The 19,240-nt window shown below is 58.0% G+C and carries 15 protein-coding genes; 6 read left to right on the forward strand and 9 right to left on the reverse strand.

All coding sequences use genetic code 11. The annotated features are described in order from the left end of the window. The first annotated feature begins 364 nt into the window (after positions 1-364). On the forward strand, positions 365-862 hold the full coding sequence (locus CRD13_RS10355) for a molybdopterin-binding protein (protein WP_053084350.1): 498 nt from the start codon (positions 365-367) through the stop codon (positions 860-862). A 15-nt stretch (positions 863-877) separates the two neighbouring features. On the opposite strand, the gene CRD13_RS10360 is transcribed toward CRD13_RS10355, so the two are convergent. From CRD13_RS10360 to CRD13_RS10390, 7 genes are read right to left on the reverse strand one after another with little or no spacing between them, the layout of a single operon-like run. Beyond that, positions 878-1,561: a molybdenum cofactor guanylyltransferase gene (locus tag CRD13_RS10360; RefSeq protein WP_048734762.1), complete on the reverse strand. Its 684-nt coding sequence runs from the start codon at positions 1,559-1,561 to the stop codon at positions 878-880. A 10-nt stretch (positions 1,562-1,571) separates the two neighbouring features. Continuing rightward, the gene (gene moaC / locus CRD13_RS10365) at positions 1,572-2,069 is read right to left on the reverse strand and encodes a cyclic pyranopterin monophosphate synthase MoaC (protein WP_048734759.1); all 498 of its coding nucleotides are present in this window, start codon (positions 2,067-2,069) and stop codon (positions 1,572-1,574) included. A 34-nt stretch (positions 2,070-2,103) separates the two neighbouring features. Next, on the reverse strand, positions 2,104-3,339 hold the full coding sequence (gene glp, locus CRD13_RS10370; RefSeq protein ID WP_076771859.1) for a gephyrin-like molybdotransferase Glp: 1,236 nt from the start codon (positions 3,337-3,339) through the stop codon (positions 2,104-2,106). A gap of 3 nt (positions 3,340-3,342) precedes the next feature. Beyond that, entirely contained in the window at positions 3,343-4,329 is a 987-nt protein-coding gene (moaA, locus tag CRD13_RS10375) for a GTP 3',8-cyclase MoaA (protein WP_082149819.1), read from the reverse strand. Positions 4,330-4,373: 44 nt separating this feature from the next. Then, positions 4,374-5,426 carry a ThiF family adenylyltransferase gene (locus CRD13_RS10380; protein ID WP_048734747.1) on the reverse strand — a complete coding sequence of 351 codons (1,053 nt, stop codon included), beginning with the start codon at positions 5,424-5,426 and terminating at the stop codon, positions 4,374-4,376. A 24-nt stretch (positions 5,427-5,450) separates the two neighbouring features. Next, complete coding sequence (locus CRD13_RS10385; RefSeq protein ID WP_048734744.1) at positions 5,451-5,909, reverse strand: molybdenum cofactor biosynthesis protein MoaE; 459 nt, start codon at positions 5,907-5,909, stop codon at positions 5,451-5,453. A gap of 4 nt (positions 5,910-5,913) precedes the next feature. Continuing rightward, entirely contained in the window at positions 5,914-6,453 is a 540-nt protein-coding gene (locus CRD13_RS10390; RefSeq protein ID WP_082149810.1) for a MogA/MoaB family molybdenum cofactor biosynthesis protein, read from the reverse strand. A gap of 157 nt (positions 6,454-6,610) precedes the next feature. Here CRD13_RS10390 and CRD13_RS10395 point away from each other — a divergent pair, with 157 nt between their 5' ends. From CRD13_RS10395 to CRD13_RS10410, 4 genes are all read left to right on the forward strand, one after another. After that, complete coding sequence (locus CRD13_RS10395) at positions 6,611-6,871, forward strand: MoaD/ThiS family protein (RefSeq protein WP_218641889.1); 261 nt, start codon at positions 6,611-6,613, stop codon at positions 6,869-6,871. A 119-nt stretch (positions 6,872-6,990) separates the two neighbouring features. Then, positions 6,991-10,548: a DNA polymerase III subunit alpha gene (gene dnaE / locus CRD13_RS10400; RefSeq protein WP_126108084.1), complete on the forward strand. Its 3,558-nt coding sequence runs from the start codon at positions 6,991-6,993 to the stop codon at positions 10,546-10,548. A gap of 56 nt (positions 10,549-10,604) precedes the next feature. Further along, entirely contained in the window at positions 10,605-11,900 is a 1,296-nt protein-coding gene (gene ilvA / locus CRD13_RS10405) for a threonine ammonia-lyase IlvA (protein ID WP_049190440.1), read from the forward strand. Between the two features lie 106 nt (positions 11,901-12,006). Further along, complete coding sequence (locus CRD13_RS10410) at positions 12,007-15,687, forward strand: hypothetical protein (RefSeq protein WP_069359180.1); 3,681 nt, start codon at positions 12,007-12,009, stop codon at positions 15,685-15,687. Here the strand turns inward: CRD13_RS10410 and treZ are convergent. After that, complete coding sequence (treZ, locus tag CRD13_RS10415; protein WP_187401576.1) at positions 15,684-17,600, reverse strand: malto-oligosyltrehalose trehalohydrolase; 1,917 nt, start codon at positions 17,598-17,600, stop codon at positions 15,684-15,686. The two genes, CRD13_RS10410 and treZ, sit on opposite strands and share 4 nt — an antisense overlap. A 128-nt stretch (positions 17,601-17,728) precedes the next feature. Between treZ and CRD13_RS10420 the strand changes: the two genes are divergently transcribed. Then, positions 17,729-18,430 carry a YigZ family protein gene (locus tag CRD13_RS10420; RefSeq protein WP_187401577.1) on the forward strand — a complete coding sequence of 234 codons (702 nt, stop codon included), beginning with the start codon at positions 17,729-17,731 and terminating at the stop codon, positions 18,428-18,430. A 6-nt stretch (positions 18,431-18,436) separates the two neighbouring features. Here CRD13_RS10420 and CRD13_RS10425 read toward each other — a convergent pair whose 3' ends face one another. Next, the gene (locus tag CRD13_RS10425) at positions 18,437-19,183 is read right to left on the reverse strand and encodes a helix-turn-helix domain-containing protein (protein ID WP_016422973.1); all 747 of its coding nucleotides are present in this window, start codon (positions 19,181-19,183) and stop codon (positions 18,437-18,439) included. Positions 19,184-19,240 lie beyond the last annotated feature (57 nt).

The raw sequence follows: 19,240 nt of genomic DNA on the forward strand, positions 1-19,240 counted from the left end.
CTCTGCGGCCGCATTTGGTGTAGAAATTTTCCTTACCTCTTCCTTGTCGAAGTGAAGAATGGAGAAATTGAAGAATTAAACAACAAAGTTGTTGCGTAAATGCATCGTTTTTGTATTGAGGAACGTAAGGAATCTAGGTGTAAAAATAGAAAAATAATGTAATGCGCATCTAGAATATTCATTATAGTCCAGGGGTTGCAAACTTAATTACATAATTAAGTCTGACACTAGAAACCCAGTTCAGCAAAGGTTTTCTGCCTACTAACGGGGGTGTGTATTTTCATGCCCTTATGGGGCATCTTCTGTTATTGAGCACAATTAAGAGCAGTTGAAAAGATTGAACGTTGCTCGAAAGGGGTTAGCGATGCATGAGTCCAGTGCAGCAGGTCAGAGTGGAGAGCAATTCAATACCGCGGTAATTGTCTATGATGATCGCATTAAAAGCGGGGAAAGAACAGATAAATTCGCCTCGCGTATATCGGACTATCCTCTCAATGTCGTGAGTTACGCGGTCATCGAAGAAGATGAGGAGAAGTTCCGTGCAGCATTGACCGAGGCGCTCAATTCGCAGGCCCGAGTAATCCTCACTCTTGGCGGAACGGGACTGCGCGCCGCCAATCGAGTCCCCGATGTCACCAAGGAATTCATCAACAAAGAACTGACCGGACTGGAAACACAGATTCTGCTGGTCGGCCTGGAGAACACGTCTCGCGCGGGCCTTTCGCGTGCGGTCATCGGCACCACCGATACCGGAAAACTCATTGTCAATTGCCCAAGCAGCAGCGGCGGTATCAAGGACACGCTCGGCGTAGTCATTCCGCTGCTAGAGCCAATCTTCGACCAGCTCGATGAAACTGACTAGACTGCCGCAAGTATTCTACTCAGTTGCAACATCGCCGAGTAGTTTCGCGCGCAACTGAGCCACATCCGCTGGCGTGTCGTAGTCTTGCGCGCACCAATGCTGCTCGGCGCTGGTCAGCTGGATATGTTTTGCCGACGCCCCACGAATCAGCCGTCGAACCGACACATCGCGAGTACTCGGAAGCAGTCGAAGCGCACGCGCCAGCTCGCCCTTCCGCCACAGCGCACAAAGCGGTTCACCGTCGACGACTACGACACCAGTGCTTTGCGACGTCGTTTCTACCTCTAAGGCAATCTGTTGCCATTTGTGCCACAGCACCTCTAACAGGCATGAGGTAAAAGGCGCGTCCACAGCGGTGACAAACACAAACTCGTTTTCAGCACTGAAGGTGTCAGCATCCGCATCTTCCAGGAATGCCAAGCCAGCTTCAATGCCTGCAACCGGGCCTCCATATGGTGGGTTTTCGCACGTTACGCGCACAGAAGGCGGAACGGATAAATCGCTTGGCGTAACCACCACAACACGGCCTACGGTCGGCTGAGTCTGAAGTTCAGCCAGGCAGAGGTCAATCATTCTGTGCTCTCCAATGCGAACTTGCGCCTTATCTGTGCCCATGCGACGGCTCTCGCCACCGGCAAGGACAATGGCATCGCAACGAAAACCCGTCTCGGGTGTCGCGAATGATTCGGTGCCTGGCATGGTGCTCTCGCTACAGCGTCCGCGACCAGTCGCCGGAGCGACCACCCGACTTGGCGACAATGCCGCACTTGCGGATGTACGCCGAGCGGTCAACGCCTTTGACCATGTCAATGACATTGAGCGCGGCAATGGAGACAGCCGTTAGCGCCTCCATCTCCACACCCGTGCGATCAGCCGTACGAACCGTGGCCTTGATAGCGACGTGGTCTTCGCAAATATCCAGGTCCACTGAGCAGCCATGAACACCGATGGTGTGTGCCAGTGGCAGCAATTCGGGTACCTTTTTTGCGCCGGAAATACCCGCAATGCGAGCAACTGCCAGAACGTCTCCCTTGGGAACGGAGCCGTCGTTAAGCGCACGGAGAATCTCGGGCGAGCAGGCAACTTCGCCGATGGCGGTGGCGGTGCGGATGGTCGGCTTTTTCTCTGTGACGTCGACCATGTGTGCCTCCCCGCGGGAGTCGAGGTGGGTGAGGGCAGGGGCGGTGAGGTTGGTGCTGTCGGTCATGGTGAGGAATTCCTGTCAGAAAATTGTAAAAGGTTTAGGCGAGGAGGACGCGGACGGTGTCGCCAGTGTGCAGCTGGTCTTCCTGGTTGATCAGACAGAGCCCATCGAGTGAGGCAAGCGAGCCGACGAAATGAGATCCGAGAGTCGTGCCGGAATACGGTGTCGCTACGGCACCGTCAGCGGAGTAGCTCATGCGAACTGGGACCGCGACATTGCGGCCGAATGGGCGTGGAATGGGGAAGTCTGCACCGGCGGTGGCGTCCACAAATGGGCGATCGAACAGTGAAGTTGCCGGCGCCAATCCACGCAGGGCATCGATTGCAGGTTTGCAGAAAAGCTGAAAGCTCACCCAAGCGGCAACAGGATTACCTGGTAGGCAGAGCAGCACTGTGTCATTCCACTGGCCGACACCTTGCGGTTTGCCCGGCTTCATATTGATGGGGCCAAACCAAATGTCGCGCTTTTCGCCGGCATCACGAGTGACATCAAATGCGCCGACTGAGATGCCACCAGTTGTAATGATGAGGTCATGGTCGGCGGAAAGCTGATCGAGTAGCTCGGCGAAAACCTCGGGGTCATCCGAGCAGTGTGCGACAGTCGGGGCCAGCGGGGAAGGAATGTGCTGGGTGCACAACTGCGCAATCATCGGCAAGTTGGAATCCGGCAACTGACCAGCCTGCAGGTCTGCCGTTGGCGACACCACCTCATCACCAGTGCTGATCACGGCAATGCGAAGCGGCGCGACGACCTGTACGTTCTTCACACCTGTAGAGATAAGAGCAGCTGTGGTCCCGGCATCGATGACGGTACCGGCTGGAGCCGTCATCGCACCCGGCGCAATATTCGTACCTCGACGACGAATGTGATCGCGCTCGGGATTGTAGGAATGAACAGTAATTTCGCTCGGCAGTGGTACCGGACCTGGCGCAACATTGGTGTCTTCCACCGGAATTACAGCAAGGTCAGCGCCATCAACGACGGGGGCGCCAGTCATAATGCGCTGCGCGGTGCCGGCAGCAACCGGCTTTGGCGCATCACCTGCGGGAGTATCACCTGATACCGGCAGAATCCACGGTCCCTCACCAGCCAAATCGGCTTTATTCACCAGGTAGCCGTCCATTGCCGAATTGGAAAATGGCGGAACCGGAAGGCCAGCGATGGCATCTTCGGCCAGCACCAATCCGGCCGCATCAGCAATGGGGAGTGTGACAGTTGCACGTGGCGGGCAATGGGAGACCACGTCACGCAAATACTCTTCGATGGGCTTCACTGATTAACCTCCGATTGCTGACATATTTCGCTTGGGCTGCAAGAATCCGGGCTCATCAATGCCATGACCTGGCAGTTTCGCCCACGTATTCTGGCGCCATGCGGCAATAACCTCATCATCCGTGCCGCCCGCGCGCATGACATCGCGCAGTGACACCTCCGAATTGGCAAAAAGACAATTTCTAACAGCACCATCCGCAGTAATGCGTGTGCGGTCACAATTTCCACAAAATGGCTGTGTCACAGATGCGATGACGCCGATTTTTCCGTTGAGCTCGGAATTCTTGCGGCTGGTTGCCCGCCAAACTTCCGCCGGCGCGGAACCCCGCGGAGTTTCCGCTGGGGAAAGCTCAAACTCTGACTCCAGCGTCGCCAAAATATTTTCGCGCTTGACCATAATGTCGCGATTCCACCGCGCCGGTGGGCCAAGCGGCATTTGTTCAATAAAACGCAGCTCTAGCCCCTTAGCCAGGCAATAATTGGCCAGCTCTTTAAGCTCGGCGCCATCATTAACGCCTGGCATGACGACGGAATTTACCTTCACGGGCTGCAACCCGGCTGCAACTGCGGCATCGAGGCCCGCGAGAACGTCGTCAAGCCGATCGCGCCTGGTCAGCGAAGAGAATACCTCTGGATTTACCGAGTCCAGCGATACCGTGACGCGGTCCAGACCAGCATCTTTCAGCGACTGCGCGCGGTGAACCAGGCCGAGCCCGTTAGTGGTAATTGCGGTAGAGACTGGTGTCGCTGCGATGAGCTTTTCCAGCGATTTGCGAAGTAGCGGTTCACCGCCGGTAAACCGCACCATGGTGATGCCGAGACGCGAGGTGGCAATCCGAATCAGACGGATTATTTCCTCGTCGGTGAGGATATCGTCCCGGTTAATCCAATCTGCGCCTTCTTCCGGCATGCAATAAACACAGCGCAAATTACAGCGATCAGTAAGTGAGAAGCGAAGGTCACGAATAGTCCGCCCGAATTTATCCGTCATCGGTTCGACCGCATTTGTTGAGGCGGATGCATTTGCAGATTCCGTCACAGTATTCCTCCTCTCACATTGAGTATTCCGGTAACTCCACGTTGCGTCATAAGTTCAATTGCTACTGCCGACCGCATTCCCGATGCGCAGTAGACAAGGGCGGGGCTTGGCAGTTTGTATTCTTCATCTGCGCGAATTGTGCTGAGCGGAATATTGCGCGCACCTTCGAGGTGCCCTTCGGCAAATTCCTCTGGTTCGCGGACATCAATGAGTGGCAGGCCCGTGGCCAGTGCCTCGGCTGCGTCGCGAACACTGGGAATCTCGTGTGTGACTGGCCCCGTGTGTTGCACCTTGGTTGTGACCTCCGGATTAGCCGCAAGAGGGAAGTACCGCCAGTTCGAAAGTAAGCCATCGAAATAGCCGACTTTTCCAATCATCGGTGCGCCAACACCGCTGATAATTTTGATGACCTCCAGGGCCATTGTCGTGCCGACAATTCCCACAGTCGGGCCCAAAACACCGGCTTGAGCACAGTTGGGAACTTGTCCTGCTGCCGGCGGATGAGGATAGAGGTCTTCATAAATGGGGCCACGTCCCGCCCAGAAAACGGACATTTGCGCATCGAATCCGAGAATCGAGCCCCACACATGCGGAATCTCATTCTGTGCGCACGCGGCGGAGACAATATGGCGAGTAGCGAAGTTATCGCTGCCATCAAAAACCACGTCTGCGCGAGCGCACAATTCCACGGCAAATTCCCAGTCCAGGCGGCGAGAATGCGTTTCAACCACCGTGTCCGGATTAATTGCCGCAATATGTGCGCTAGCCGAATTGACCTTATTCTTCCCAATATCGTCGGTGGTGTGAATAATCTGGCGATGCAGATTACTCAGTTCCACCACGTCATCGTCGACAATTGTGATGTGGCCAATTCCCGCAGCTGCGAGATATTGCAGCGCAGGTGAGCCGAGGCCACCTGCACCAATGCACAGCACATGGGCCTCGGCCAAGGCTTTTTGCGCGCTCAGCCCGAAACTCGGAAGCGATAACTGGCGGCGATATCTGTCAGAAAGTGCCAGGTCAGAGCTGGAAAGTTCAGAATTCGTCATAACGGTTCACTGAGAGTCCGCAATCTATGAAGTGATGTTCTCATCGAGGCCGACCCAGGTGGAGCGTCCGTCGACAAGCACTTGCTCCTTCCAAATGGGCACTTCGGCTTTGACGCGGTCGGCGATTCTGCTGCAGGCGCGGAATGCATTTTCGCGGTGCGCAGATGCGGCCAGGACACAAAATGCTAATTCGCCAATTGCCAGTTTGCCAGTGCGATGAGCTACCCACAGGCGTACGTCGGGGAAATCAACAGCGACGAATTGGACGACTTCAGCCATAAATTTCTGTGCATCTGGGTGCGCGGTATAAGTCAGCGATTCCACGCTATGGCCATTGTCATGATTGCGAACAATGCCATCGAAAGTAACTAGCGCGCCCATTTCATCAGTGACAATCTGCTTTTTGGTAGCCGCTGCAAGTGGTTCCAGGGCGTCGTCGTGTAAAACGACATCGAGAATGCAGCCAGAATTGTGGGTGTTCATAGCGCTATCCGGTTCCTCGGTGAGCAAGATCAACAATGTGGTGGACAATGGGGCTCAGCACGGCAATTCCGTCTTTTACCGCTCCCGAAGAGCCCGGCAATGTCATTACAAATGTGGAGTCGGCAATGCCTGCCACGCAGCGGGAAAGAATTGCAGTTGGTGTCGATTCCAATCCGCGCGCCCAAAAAGCGTAGGAAATTCCCGGCATTTCTTTCGTGATATGAGGAGCGACGGCCTCCACAGTCTGATCGTCCGGGGTGACGCCCGTTCCACCAGTGGTAAGCAACACATCTGGTGCAGCATCGGCGGATTGCAGCAGTTCAGTCACAGTATCTGCGATGTCGGCGTCGGCCACGACCACTGGCGCTGGCGTGGAAAAGCCTTTGTCTCGAAGGAAATCCACCAGCACGGTTCCCGTTTTATCTTCGTATTCTCCGGCAGCGGCGCGGGTAGAGGCGACAACGACAATTGCTGAGCGCTTTTGTGCATCCGTGTTCGTCGCCGATGAGCTCGACGAGGAGCAGGGAACATGCGAGTTTGTCATCACAGTCCTTCATGCCAATCCGAATAAAATTACGCTTTCGAGACTACCTATATGCTGCAGTGTGAGGGGTCTCCGAAAAGGCCTTCACCATCGCAGTTTTACTAGTATTTAATATACGCAATATTTCATCGCTGATTGTGTAAGGCAGTGGAGTTCAATGATTCAAGTTCGCTTGTACGCCGCCGCAATGGCCGCAGTTGGAAAAGAGTCCGTGCAGCTGGAAGACAACTACGCCACTGTCGCTGACGTCATCGACGAGCTATCTCAGCGCTACCCGGGAACTACGGACTCAGGGCTAACACTGAGCCAGGTCGCGGAGCAGTGTTCGTTCCTCGCCGACGGCAAGCGCATCGACGGCTCTGCCAGCGTCAGCGGAGTCGAAACTCTGGACGTGTTGCCGCCATTTGCTGGGGGATAACGGACGCGACGAGGTTGTCGTCATCAAGCGTGACGACGGTGTGGGTGGCGGAACCCCTCTGACCAGCGGTGTTCGAAGGAATCGTGTTCAATCCGGGGGATTGTCTACAATCTGGACTCATGGCTAACTCCTCCTTCGTGCACCTCCACAATCACACCGAGTACTCCATGCTCGACGGTATGGCGAAGATCGATTTGCTTGCCGACGAGGTTGCGCGACAGGGAATGCCTGCGGTCGGTGTCACCGACCACGGCAATATGTTTGGCTCGAATGCGTTCTATCGGCAGATGAAGTCCAAGGGCATCAAGCCAATCATCGGCATTGAGGCATATATGGCGCCGGAGAGCCGTTTTAATAAAAAGCGCATTCAGTGGGGTGAACCGCATCAGCGTCGAGACGATGTCTCGGGTCGTGGCTCCTACTTGCACCAGACCATGTTGGCTGCGAATGCGCAGGGCCTGCGGAACCTGTTCTACCTGTCGTCGATGGCATCGTATGAGGGACAAATTAGTAAGTACCCGCGTATGGATGCCGAGTTGGTGGCAGAACGCGCCGAGGGCATTATCGCGACCACTGGGTGTCCGTCGGGTGATGTGCAGACGCGTCTGCGTCTGGGGCAGTTCGACGAGGCTCTGCAGGCCGCCGGGATGTGGCAGGACATCTACGGCAAGGAAAACTACTTCCTTGAACTGATGGATCACGGGCTGGATATTGAGACCCGCGTGCGCAGTGAGCTACTGGAGATTGGCCGGAAGCTGAACCTGCCGCCACTGGTTACGAATGACTGCCACTACGTCACCCGTGACCAGGCCAAGGCTCACGAGGCCATGCTCTGTGTGCAGACGGGCAAGACGCTCAATGACCCGGACCGTTTTAAGTTCGACGGTGATGGCTACTTTATTAAGTCCGCCGAAGAAATGCGCGCGACCTGGGATCACCTAGTCCCGGGTGCCTGCGATAACACGCTGCTCATCGCAGAGCGCGTCGAGGACTACGACGAGCTGTGGGAGGAGCACCCGCACGATCGCATGCCGAAGGCGGACGTTCCGGAAGGGGAGACGCCGACGACATGGCTGCATCACAACGTGATGGAGGGGCTGCGCAAGCGCTTTGAAGGGCGCGAGGTACCGGAGGAGTACATCCGGCGCGCGGAGTACGAAATTGAGGTTATTGACGGTAAGGGCTACCCGTCGTACTTCCTTATCGTTGCGGAGTTGATTCGCCATGCCCGTGAGGTGGGCATCAAGGTCGGTCCGGGGCGTGGTTCCGCTGCCGGTTCCCTGGTTGCATACGCGACGTGGATTACCAATATCGACCCGATTGAGCACGGTCTTCTCTTCGAGCGATTCCTGAACCCAGAGCGTCCGTCCGCGCCGGATATCGATATCGACTTCGACGACCGCCGCCGCGATGAGATGATTCGCTACGCGGCAGATCGCTGGGGCGAAGACAAGGTGGCGCAGGTGGTCACCTTCGGTACGGTGAAGACCAAGCAGGCTCTGAAGGACTCGGCGCGTGTGCAGTTCGGTCAGCCGGGTTACCAGATTGCAGACCGCATTACTAAGGCGCTGCCACCTGCGATTATGGCTAAGGACATTCCGCTGAGCGGCATCGTCGACCCGGAGCACCCACGCTACGGCGAGGCCGCCGAGGTTCGTCAGCTTATTGAAACCGACCCGGATGTGGCTCGAATTTACGAGACAGCCCGTGGTCTCGAGGGCGTCGTTAGGCAGACCGGCGTGCACGCTTGTGCCGTGGTGATGGCGTCGGTGCCACTCTTGGATCACATCCCGATGTGGAAGCGACAGACTGACGGCGCGATTATCACTGGCTGGGACTATCCGGCGTGTGAGGCCATCGGTCTGTTGAAGATGGACTTCCTGGGTCTTCGAAACCTGACGGTTATCGGTGACTGTATTGAGCACATCAAGTCCAACCGAGGCGAGACAGTTCTGCTCGATGACCTTCAGACCGATGATCCAAAGGTCTATGAGCTCCTGTCACGCGGTGACACCCTCGGCGTGTTCCAGCTCGATGGTGGCGGAATGCGTGAGCTGCTCAAGCGCATGCAGCCAACGGGCTTCGACGACATCGTGGCATCGCTGGCGCTGTACCGTCCGGGGCCGATGGGTGTGAACGCGCACTTTGACTACGCGGATATTAAGAATGGTCGCAAGCCTTATAACGCCATCCACGCGGAACTGGATGAGCAGCTGAAAGAAATCCTGGAAGAAACACACGGCCTGATTGTGTACCAGGAGCAGATCATGAAGATCTCGCAGAAGCTGGCGAATTACACCGCGGGCCAAGCAGATGGTTTCCGTAAGGCCATGGGTAAGAAGAAGCCCGAGGTGCTGGCCAAGGAGTTCGTGAACTTCGAAGGCGGCATGTTGGAAAATGGTTTCTCTAAGGATGCTGTCCAGAAGCTGTGGGATATTATTCTGCCCTTCGCTTCGTACGCGTTTAACAAGTCTCACGCGGCGGGCTACGGCCTGGTGTCCTACTGGACCGCGTATCTGAAGGCCAACTACACCGCTGAGTACATGGCGGCGCTGTTGACCTCGGTGGCGGATGATAAGAACAAGCTGGCTATTTATCTGTCGGACTGTCGCCACCTTGGCATTAAGGTGCTGCCGCCGGATGTCAATGAGTCGGGTATGGACTTCGAGCCGGTCGGTGAGGATATTCGCTTCGGCCTTGGCGCTATCCGCAACGTCGGCCATGATGTGGTCGCGTCGATTGTGAAGACGCGCGAGGAGAAGGGCAAGTTCACGTCGTTCTCGGACTATCTGGACAAGATTGAGACGCTGCCGTGTAACAAGCGCATCACCGAGTCGCTGATTAAGGCCGGCGCTTTCGACTCGCTGGGGCACCCACGAAAGGGCCTTGCGCTCATTCACGAAGAAGCCATTGACTCGGTGCTGTCGACCAAGAAGGCTGCAGACAAGGGACAGTTCGACCTGTTTGCGGGCTTCGGTGGGGAAGAGGACACCGGATCGGAGAGCATCTTTGAAATCCGTGTGCCGGATGAAAAGTGGGATCGCAAGCACGAGCTGACCCTGGAACGAGAAATGCTGGGCCTCTATGTCTCCGGTCATCCACTCGATGGGTTCGAAGAATCGCTGGCCGCGCAGACCGATACCGCTTTGACCACGGTCGTCGGTGGGGAAGTCGCTAACAACACCGAAATCACTATTGGTGGCATTGTCTCTAGCGTTGACCGTCGCGTGAATAAGAACGGTCAGCCCTGGGCGATTATCGGTATTGAGGACCACAACGGCGCGCGCGTGGAAGTCATGGCTTTTGCGAGGACCTACGCGATGATTGCCACCAGCATTGCTGAAGACGCCATTGTGCTTATTCGTGCTCGCGTTCAGTACCGCGATGACCGCATGAGTGTGGTCTGTGATGACCTGAAGCTGCCGGATCTTGGCCGTAATGGCTCCACTTCGGCGCCGCTGCGTTTGACCATGCGCACTGATCAGTGCACTCCGGAGATGATTGCCAAGCTGAAGTCAGTACTGCTGGACAACCCAGGCGACTCCGACGTTTACCTCAAGCTTGTCGACGGCGATTCCCACACCACTTTGGTTCTCGGCGAGCACTTGCGGGTTGACCGGGACGCCAGCTTGATTGGTGATCTGAAGGCGACGATTGGGGCCAGCATTTTGGGGTAGCTTATCGTGGCCCTGATTGTCGCAACCGGTTGTATGACCGAGTAGAGTCATAGCTCATGAGTGAGAATTCCGTGCCTGCTTCCCAGACCGAACGCCGACTTGTCCACGCGGCCGATATTCAGATTGCGCAGGCACGAATTTCTTCGGTTATTGCGGCCACTCCGCTGCAGTTCAGCCCACGTCTTTCCGAAATCACCGGCGCTAAGGTATTCCTCAAGCGGGAAGACCTCCAGGACGTGCGCTCGTACAAGATTCGCGGTGCCTACAACGCCATGGTTCAGGTCACCGACGAAGAGCGAGCAGCAGGCGTCGTTGCGGCATCTGCAGGAAACCACGCTCAAGGCGTGGCATATGCCTGTCGTCAGCTGGGTATTAAGGGGCGCATCTATGTGCCCAATGCCACGCCGAAGCAGAAGCGCGACCGTATCGCTTACCACGGCCGCGATGCCGTTGAGATTGTCGTTGTCGGGGACTCCTTCGATGAGGCCGCCGCTGCGGCGCGTGCTGACGCACAGCGCACTGGTGCCACCATGGTGGAGCCATTCGACTCCTTCAACACCATCGTCGGACAAGGCACTGTCGCAGCTGAAATTATTGCGCAGCTCTCCGGTCAGGGGTTGACTCTGGATACCATCTGCGTACCGGTCGGTGGCGGTGGTCTGCTCAGCGGTGTCACCTCTTACCTGTCGGATATGTCGCCGAACACCCAGGTCATGGGTGTGGAACCTGCGGGTGCGGCCTGCATGCGCGCAGCCCTGGAGAACAACGGCCCGATTACGCTGGGGCACACCGATCCGTTCGTCGATGGCGCCGCGGTGGCCCGTTTCGGTGACCTGCCATGGCACATCCTGGAGGCCAACCGCAACCGCGTTCATCCGATGATTGCGCCGGAGGGCGCGGTCTGTGAGGCGCAGCTGGATCTCTATCAGAACGAAGGGATCATCGCTGAGCCGGCCGGTGCGCTGTCTGTGGCAGCTCTGGAGCAGATGCAGTTTGAACCGGACGAGGTTGTTGTCTGCATCATCTCGGGCGGTAATAACGACGTGCTGCGCTATGCCGAGATCATGGAGCGCTCGCTGGTCTACCGCGGCCTCAAGCACTACTTCCTGGTCAACTTCCCGCAGAAGCCCGGCCAGCTGCGTATGTTCCTCAGCGATGTTCTCGGCCCGGATGACGACATCTCGCAGTTCGAGTACCTCAAGCGCAACAACCGCGAAACTGGCGCGGCTCTTGTCGGTATTGAGCTACGTCGTGCCTCTGACCTCGAGGAATTGCTGGCACGCATGGATGCCTCGCCGCTGAAGTGCCGCCGACTGGTACCCGGCACACCAGAGTATGACTTTTTGACCTAGACTTGCTGGGTCCAGCTGGGAAACTTCCGAGGAAGTCCTCCCAGCTCCGTTAATTAAATGAATCTTTTCGAGCAAGCTTTGTAGCGAAGGGGAGCGTCCACCCACTATGACTGGGGCAAGCAGTGTCGACCAGGGTGTCCGAGTGGAAAATACCGTGATTGTCGAAATGTGGCTGGCTGCCGCAGAGCAGGACCTGGCCACCCGGATTCCAGGGCTGTTGGAATCTGCCACACAGGCCAAAGTTGAGCCACTGTTTGTCTGGTCAGGGCTGGCGATGGACGAGGTTGAGCGTATCGACCGCTTCCTGGGAACGCTCCTGGCCCATCATCTGGCGGGCGGTACTGCCGCCGATATTGAAGCCGCGAAGAGTGTCGTTGACAATCACCCGCTGGTCACCCTTGCCTCGCTGGTAGGACGCGCCGCGCGTGTTGCGTCGGCAAGCGAAATGTGGCTGGACTGGCCTGCGGCTCTGCAGTTGGATCCAGACGCTGACACTACCGGCGCGCTCATCGAGCACCTCGCCGCCGCAGTGCCGACAATGCTGTCCAATGCTGGTTTGCCTAACGACGTCGACAGCAACCAAGCCGACGCGGATCCGCTGCAGCGGGCAGCGCAGGTGCTTTTGCTGCACGCGGGAGTGCAGCTGTCAGTGATGCCACTGATTATCGAGCGCTGCGAGGAACTTGCCGGGGTAGCGGAGCTATCCGACCCTTCATCAAATGACTTGGTACAGGCGCTGTCGAAGGTTCACCCGCTGCTCGAGGAGCTGCTGACCGAAATCGCAGAGGCGGAAGATGGTGTCTACCCGCTGGCGCTGCGGCAGTTGGCCAGGACGGCACCTCGTCAGGCACACAAGTTGTTTAAGGCAACCCTCGGCTACGCCATTGCCACGGCTGCCGATCCGGCCAACTGGGAGGCCCGGGAAGAACTCGGCCAGCTCGATGCGGGGCTGCCGCCCATGCTGGTGGCCGCTGCGCGTGAAGAGCTGCGTATGCGTCCGGCGGGTACTGCGAATCGTCGTGAAGCGGTGGGCGTGGTGGCAACGACCGGCCGCCCGCAGCTGTACTTCGATGAGCTGACGCAGACCGTTGGCGTACAGCTACCGACGCCGCTGGATCCGGCGGGACGGACCTGGCGTGTCACCTTCGGCGGCACGGTAGCAACGACGCCGGTGGTGGGCCTGCAGGATTCGCTGCCGCGTCCAGTGGTGACCATCGATGAGCCGGTGCGCGATGTGCTGGTGGAAATCGGCGATGAGAAGCACTGGCGAGTCCCTGCGATTAGCACTGAGGACCCGATTCTCATTTTCGGTGCCGACGGTCAGTCGGTCACAGACAAGGTCTCGCTACACTCGACGTCCGCTACGGTGGTCTACCCGGTTGATGCCACGCTCGTTGACCCCGTCACGGGTGCTGAGGTGCCATTGCTATCGGACCCGCGCCCATTTAACTGGGAGTTGTGGCAAGTCGCTGAGATCGATCTTCGCGATGTTCATGCAGTTCAGGTTCGTCGGTCTGGGGCGACTGGCGAGGTTCGCTCGGCATCACCGCAGCGGCAACCGCGAATGACCATGCCCCACGCGCGTCTCGACGGCACGGTGTCTGCCTACGGCACCCCGGTTTACGCGGGTGGGCCGGTCGCTGTGTTCCCGCCGACGCTGTCCGGTAAGGACGAGTCCTGGCGTGCTATCGTCACCGATTTTGGTGGCTATGGTGCGTTTACCACGGATTCCGTCATGGTCTATGACCTCGAGGTGCCCGCCGCGGGTGGCGAGGTTGAGATCCTTACCGATGATGATTATCCGTGGGTCGGCGAGTTCGTGGTTCGCCTGGTCAATCCGCGTGGCCGCAGCTTCCAGAAGCACTTCGCCATTGCGGAGCAGGCGGACCTCACGATCACTTACAGCGGTGGTGGTGACGGCTTCCGCATCCCAACCATCGACGGTCTGAGCCCCGCCGACATCCGCGTTGTCTCCGGCGACAAGCCGCTTGACGCCGAGCCCGCTATCGTGCGCCTCGGGGCGGACGAAGTCAGCGGTACCGTCGAGCTTTCCACCGACGAGGGCGCATGGCTGCAGTTGCAGGTCACGCCAGGCACGCTGCAGTTTGAGGTTCCGCTTGCCGACGAATCCGTCGCCCGCCGCACCACTACATTGGTCACCCGCCCGAAGCGTGTCGATGCCTTCGGCAAGATTGTCGTCAATGCCCCGGGCGAGTTGCGCCATGCGCATGTTGCAGTTTCCAGCGGTGAGCGCGACATCTGCCGCGTCCCCATCAAGCGATTCGGCGATACTGGCTACGCGGAGTTCGGCAAGTTTGCCGACCGTATCTCTCTGCTGAAGGCCCTGCGCATTAGTTTGGACTGGACACGTGTGACGGGACGGAAGCGCCTGTCTGTACCGCTGGTGGAGGCCTCCTCCCGCGATGCCATCCGCCAGATTGCCTTCAACGATGAAGCCACTGACATCATCGAGGTTGATGTTGCTGACGATGTTTCGCACTTGCCGATGACCCTGTGGCTCTGGGCCGCCGGTCAGCCGTGGCGCGAGCCCGTCGCCCTGGAAGTCGTGGAGGGTGAATGCGAGCTTCCCGCCGAACTCCGCGGCCTCGGCCCATTCGTCGCGCAGGTGACTCTCGGTGTGGAAAAGGAACGCCACCCGCAGTGGCCGGCGGCCGGGTCGACCATTCTGAATCATGTCGATGATGCAGAGGCTATCGACCTCGATGGCGAGGACACCGATTCCGTTGCTCGCGCGCAGGAACTGTGGGGCGAGCTAAATCAGGATCAGCTCGCACGTTTGTGGACGCTACTGGCGACCTTGCGGGCTGGTCGTGCAACCGACATGGCGCAGGCGAATCCGCTGCTGGCCGCACCTAGGTTGGGTGCGATCTTGTGTGCCGAACCACGCGCCGGTCTGGCAGCGTTGAACCGTTCAGTCATCGCGCTCGACGATCAGCCGGGTATGTTTATCGCCTCCGGACTCGTGCTGGGAGACTTCAGCGCTACTAAGCCAGTGCCGGGGCGTCGCCGTGTGCCGTGGCTCGGTGCATTGGCAGCATTGGCGGATCTCACTGATGAGAGCGTGGACCGTTCTCGTCAGCTGGATTACCTGCGCACAACTGGTGGCCAGGGACTGCTGGACATTGCTGCCAGCGGCCAGGACACCACCCTGGAGTCCGCTACTATCGACCAGAGCTCGGTGCAGATTACCTCGCTGCCGGAAGCACAGGCCAGCGCTATTCTGTCGCAGGTCTTTGATCCTTACCGCATGGTCCCGGGTCCGCTGACCGACGATGACGCTCGCTTCACCGCAATCTACGAAGTGGTACGCAATCGTGCTGAGATTGTGGAATCCGGTGTCATGACCCAGCTTGCCGCCGCCTCTCGGGTGTTGTTTAAGACGGTATCGAAGGCGTCTCCACGACTGCGCAAGGCGGTCAATGTGCGCTTCCACAAGCTCGACGGCATCGATGCGGATGATCCTTCGCTGCACTGGACTCTGGTGCCGGGAACGTCACTGCTTATTGCAGTGGCTGCCCGCGTATTGGCTCGTACTCAGGCTGAGAACTCTGATGCCAGTGTCGCCGCTGTCCGTGAGCTGATTCCGATGTGGGCTCAGCTGGCGGACCTGGTTCCGACGTTGGTGATGAGCGATATTCTCATCGCAGACGCGTTGGTGGCTCACGTCCTCCACGGTGATGTCACCGAGTTGCCGTGGCCAGCACCCGAGTCGGGTGCGGCGGATGAGGAAGAGTCCGACACCGAGGCTGAAAATCCGGCTGACTAGCTGAGCGAGACGACAGCGTAGCCCCACGCTGGAAGCGAGATTTCGGGACCAGCAGCTTCGTCATTGATGATGCTGGCTGCTGCGTCCTCAAAAGTGTGTAGCAGGTGGGCGGAACCGAACTCGGAATCCAGGCTGACGCTGGTTTCGGCGTCGGAGAAATTCGCAACCAAAGCGACAGTTTCAAAGGCATCCGAGTTTCGGGCACCCATTTCGCGCTCATCCTGGCTGCGCACAACGACGAGGCAACGATTGTCCTCGTCATACTCAGTCACTACAGATGCCGACCACGGAGTGCGAAGCGACGGGTGTGACTTCCGCAGCGCGAAGAGATCGCGGTAGGCCGACAGAATAGTGGCGTGCGAGCCCTCCGAGACCTCCTGCCAATTGAGCTTCGAGCGATTAAAGGTCTCTGGATCCGATGGATCGAATACCTCCTTCGGATCCCACCCGGCACGGGCAAACTCACGTAGGCGTCCCTCGCGCGTGAGCCGCTGCAGCTCCGGATCTTCATGGGAGCAGAAGAAAGCAAATGGGGTAGAGGCACCCCACTCCTCACCTTGGAAGAGCATCGGGGTGAAAGGACTGCATGCGATAACTGCTGCCTTTAAAACCTGCTGCGCCGGGGTGAGGTTCATCGACGGACGGTCACCGACAGCGCGGTTACCCGTTTGATCATGCGTGGTTGTGTACGTCACAAAAGCATGCATGGGCTGGACAGACAGGTTAAAGGGGCGGCCGTGAGTACGACCGCGGAATGTCGACATTGTGCCCGTGTGCCAGAAGCCGGTTTCCAAAGCGCTAGCCAGCGCTTCCACCGAACCAAAGTCCGAGTAGTAGGCGTGGTCTTCGCCAGAGATCAACGTGTGCAGCGCATGGTGGACGTCATCATCCCACTGAGCGTTGAGGCCAAAGCCACCGGCAGCCCGCGGGCGGACCAAGCGCGGATCATTTTGATCGGACTCTGCAATCAAGGAACGCGGAATACCAGTCTCGGCTGCGACAGTGTCTGCGACAACCTGCATCTGCTCCAGAATGTGGAATGCCCCCTCATCATGCAGAGCATGGACTGCGTCCAGGCGCAGACCGTCGACGTGGTAATCCACCAACCATTGGCGCACTGCATCCAAAATGTAGGCACGCACCTCATCAGAGTTGTCGCCGGTGAGATTGACAACCTCACCCCAACCCGTCGAACCACCAGCGGTGTAGGGCCCGAAAAATCCCACATAGTTGCCGTCTGGACCGAAGTGGTTATAGACCACATCCAAAATGACGGCCAACCCCTTGCGATGGCACGTATCAATCAGCTTTTGTAGGCCCCGCGGGCCACCGTAGCCCTCGTGGACACTGTGCCAGGACACACCGTCATAGCCCCAATTACGGTCACCGCCGAAAGGCTGCACTGGCATCAGCTCAATGTGTGTCACTCCCAGCTCAATCAGATGGTCTAGATGTTCCACCAAACCTTCGAAATCGCCAGAATCGCTGAAGGTACCCACATGCAGCTCATAAATCAGACCTCCTGGCAGAATCCGACCCGACCAGGCCGAGTCCTTCCACTTATAGGCACTCAAGTCAACGACCTCGGAGAAACCATGCGGACCATCCGGCTGGGACTGTGAACGCGGATCCGGCAGCGGTATTGTCCAGTCACCGACAGCGGGGGAGGAGCCGTCCCCCGATTCGCCATCAGGCGCGCCGTATCCCGCATGTGCCCGCAGCGAAAAGGCGTAGCGATCCCCCGGTGTGCGAGCCACGTCAGCTTCGAACCAACCGGAGTTGGCGCCGTAGCCATTGGTGGCATCAGCGATTGGATGCATATCAAAAATCGCAGGCGCGTCAGGATTGCCCAACAGCAGACGGACTTCGGAAGCGTACGGGGCCCAGACTCGGTAGTTGCTCATGAGCACCATGGTAGGTCAGTCAGCGGATTGACACAGTGAAACTTTTTCGACCACTGCGGATTTGAGGTGAGCCCAAGGTGAGGTCGAGATAGTAGCGACCGACGGTGATTGGGTGTGCACGAAGCCCATACGCAACAATGGACACTATGACCACCGAGCCATCCACTTCGACCGAAGCGACGCAGAATCAGCGTGACATCGAGCTGATTGTCCCCGCCGACGGTGACATCGTCACGAATGAAATCGAGATTAAGAAATCGCGCTTCATTACGTGGATTGCGCGTGCCGACGACGAAGATAGCGCCCGAGAGGTCATTAATTTGGCCAAGGCGGAGTACCCGGATGCTCGCCACCACTGCAGCGCATACATTCATGAGGTCGTCGGAGGAAATCGGGTGGAGCGATCCTCAGATGACGGTGAACCTGGTGGCACGGCAGGGCGCCCGATGCTCGATGTGCTCCAAGGCTCTGGAATGACGAATGTCACCGCCGTAGTAATCCGCTATTTTGGCGGCATCAAATTGGGCACGGGCGGGCTTGTAAGGGCTTATTCGGATTCGGTCTCAGAGTGTCTAGAAAAAGTCACGCGCATGCGTCGAGTGCAAAGAGCCCTGAGAGTAGTGAGTGTCTCCGCTGCAGATGCCGGTCGCATCGAGGCAGAATTGCGTGCTCGCGGCTATGAGATTGTGGAAACGCGGTGGGGGCAGCACGTGGAGTTTTCCATCGCAGTGACTGCCGATGGGATTGCCCAGCTTGACGGCGAAATGCAGGCGCTGACTAAGGGAGCTAGCGAGCCGTCTACGGACGGTGGCGAAATCTGGTGGGAGCTGCGCGCCTAACAGCCACTAACCCTGGTTCGGGGACTCCTCGCCGTTGTGTGCGCCGCGATGACGCTTGAGAATTTCCACCAGTTCGTCCTTGTTTTCCGCAATCTTTTCTGGCCGACCGAAGACGCAGACTGCCGCGACAGTAGCACCGTCTTCCTCCACTGCGATAGAGACACCGTCAACGCCACCGCCTTCGGCAATACCCGGGGCAGCACAGACGCCGGTCTCTGCGATTTCCCCGGCCTGGCGGAGGAAATCATCCACATAGACCTGGTCTTCCGGCCGCGCGGAGTTCAGGTAGGACCACAGTTCGCGCTTTTCAAACCGACTCATCAAAACCCAACCTGCAGAGGTGCGCAACAGCGAGCGCGGCAGGAAGTTCTCCGTCAGGTACTGGTAGCGCATGGATTCACCGACGGTTTTGAGGTAGAAAAGCTTGCCACCAACCGGCAGTGCCAGCACGGTAATCAAGCCAGTTTCGTTGTGAATCGCCTCGAGCTCAGCCGTCGGAACGTTGACCATGCGACGACCGGCCATGACATTGAGCAGAAACGGCGCCATGCCGAGCGTGTAACGCTTGTTGGACTCGTCAAGGTAACCTGTCACAGTCAGACCGTTGACAAGGCCCTGCGTGGTACTGAGCGGATAGTTCAGCGTGTGGGCGATGTCAGTGAGGGTTAGACCTTCGTTAGAGCGCGCAACGAGTTCGAGGATCGCCGCAACGCGGTCGACCATGCGGTGGCGGGGGCGGACAGTTTCTGTCATAGGACTAACACTAGCAATCAACCTACGCCATTGTGTTAATTACCTACCCAAATAGGA

Source organism: Corynebacterium sp. LK26 (assembly GCF_014335085.1).
In the GTDB taxonomy this organism is placed as follows: domain Bacteria; phylum Actinomycetota; class Actinomycetes; order Mycobacteriales; family Mycobacteriaceae; genus Corynebacterium; species Corynebacterium jeikeium_D.

What these genes read in the sequence shown, in the direction of transcription:
- CRD13_RS10425 (WP_016422973.1), bottom strand. Translation starts at nt 19,183, where the DNA reads ATGACAGAAACTGTCCGCCCCCGCCACCGCATGGTCGACCGCGTTGCG.
- moaC (WP_048734759.1), bottom strand. Translation starts at nt 2,069, where the DNA reads ATGACCGACAGCACCAACCTCACCGCCCCTGCCCTCACCCACCTCGAC.
- CRD13_RS10410 (WP_069359180.1), top strand. Translation starts at nt 12,007, where the DNA reads ATGACTGGGGCAAGCAGTGTCGACCAGGGTGTCCGAGTGGAAAATACC.
- CRD13_RS10355 (WP_053084350.1), top strand. Translation starts at nt 365, where the DNA reads ATGCATGAGTCCAGTGCAGCAGGTCAGAGTGGAGAGCAATTCAATACC.
- CRD13_RS10390 (WP_082149810.1), bottom strand. Translation starts at nt 6,453, where the DNA reads ATGACAAACTCGCATGTTCCCTGCTCCTCGTCGAGCTCATCGGCGACG.
- moaA (WP_082149819.1), bottom strand. Translation starts at nt 4,329, where the DNA reads ATGACGGATAAATTCGGGCGGACTATTCGTGACCTTCGCTTCTCACTT.
- CRD13_RS10395 (WP_218641889.1), top strand. Translation starts at nt 6,611, where the DNA reads ATGATTCAAGTTCGCTTGTACGCCGCCGCAATGGCCGCAGTTGGAAAA.
- ilvA (WP_049190440.1), top strand. Translation starts at nt 10,605, where the DNA reads ATGAGTGAGAATTCCGTGCCTGCTTCCCAGACCGAACGCCGACTTGTC.
- CRD13_RS10420 (WP_187401577.1), top strand. Translation starts at nt 17,729, where the DNA reads ATGGACACTATGACCACCGAGCCATCCACTTCGACCGAAGCGACGCAG.
- CRD13_RS10385 (WP_048734744.1), bottom strand. Translation starts at nt 5,909, where the DNA reads ATGAACACCCACAATTCTGGCTGCATTCTCGATGTCGTTTTACACGAC.
- treZ (WP_187401576.1), bottom strand. Translation starts at nt 17,600, where the DNA reads ATGGTGCTCATGAGCAACTACCGAGTCTGGGCCCCGTACGCTTCCGAA.
- dnaE (WP_126108084.1), top strand. Translation starts at nt 6,991, where the DNA reads ATGGCTAACTCCTCCTTCGTGCACCTCCACAATCACACCGAGTACTCC.
- CRD13_RS10380 (WP_048734747.1), bottom strand. Translation starts at nt 5,426, where the DNA reads ATGACGAATTCTGAACTTTCCAGCTCTGACCTGGCACTTTCTGACAGA.
- CRD13_RS10360 (WP_048734762.1), bottom strand. Translation starts at nt 1,561, where the DNA reads ATGCCAGGCACCGAATCATTCGCGACACCCGAGACGGGTTTTCGTTGC.